At 71.5% G+C, this 941-nt stretch carries 1 protein-coding gene; it reads right to left on the reverse strand.

The annotated features are described in order from the left end of the window. Nucleotides 1-82 precede the first annotated feature (82 nt). Nucleotides 83-724 (reverse strand): TetR family transcriptional regulator, encoded by a 642-nt coding sequence (locus tag G6028_RS17375; RefSeq protein ID WP_182659606.1) that lies wholly within the window; start codon nt 722-724, stop codon nt 83-85. Nucleotides 725-941: the final 217 nt, after the last annotated feature.

Consider the following 941-nt stretch of genomic DNA (forward strand, 5'->3'; position numbering starts at 1 on the left):
TGGGCGGGCGTGGTGTGGACGGGCGTGGTGTGGGCGGGCGCGGTGTGGACGGGCGTGGTGTGCACGCGATCGCTCTGACCGGTCATAGGCCGAGGTACCCCCTGATGAGTAGGTTCAGTTCGGTCCGCCAGGTGGACGGGTCGAGCGGCGGGTCGGCGAGTGGGGCCGACAGGACCAGCCCCTGGACGGCGAGGAAGAGCATCGTCGCGGTCCTGTCGGCGTCGCGCCCGGCCAGCCTGGGGTCGCTCGCCACCGCCTGCGCGAGCAGTCCGCGGAGGACGTCGATGAGCCGGCGCTGCGAGGTGCCGAGCCGGTGGAAGACGTACTCGGAGAGCATCTCGGACTCGTGCCTGCGGAACGCGTCCAGCAGCGGGTCCGTCCGCACCTCGTCCGCGAACGTGCACAGCAACCGCACGAGCTCGTCCGCGTCGCCGGGTGCCGAGTCGGGGAGTGCTGAGCCGGGCAGAGCCGAGCCGGTGAGCGCGGGATCCACCCGCTCGACGACCGCGGTGAGCTCGCGGGTGAGCAGGTCGGCGAAGAGGGCGGTGATGTCCGGCCAGTGGCGGTAGAGGGTCGTCCGTCCCACCCCGGAGCGACGGGCGACCTCGACCATCGTGGTCCGCGTGGCACCGATCTCGAGGATCGAGTCGCGGGCGGCCGTGAGCGCGCGGTCGCGGGTGGCGGCGGTGCGGTCGGTCGACAGTGCCGGGGCGGACGAGGTCACCGGAGCTCCTGACTGGCGCGCGGCGCCCTTGGCGATCGTCCGGGGGTCGGGTACCCGTCAGTGCGGAGATCGTGGAAAACGGAACAGATTGAGGTTTACTGTTCCAGTATGAGCGACATGACTTCCTCTGACAACCTTCCGTTGCCGCCCATGGCCCTGTCCCGGTGGGGCACCGAGGCCGAGGCGAGGGACCTGGGCGAGGGCATCCGCGGCCTGC

The organism is Dietzia cercidiphylli (assembly GCF_014145145.1).
Classification (GTDB): Bacteria; Actinomycetota; Actinomycetes; order Mycobacteriales; family Mycobacteriaceae; genus Dietzia; species Dietzia natronolimnaea.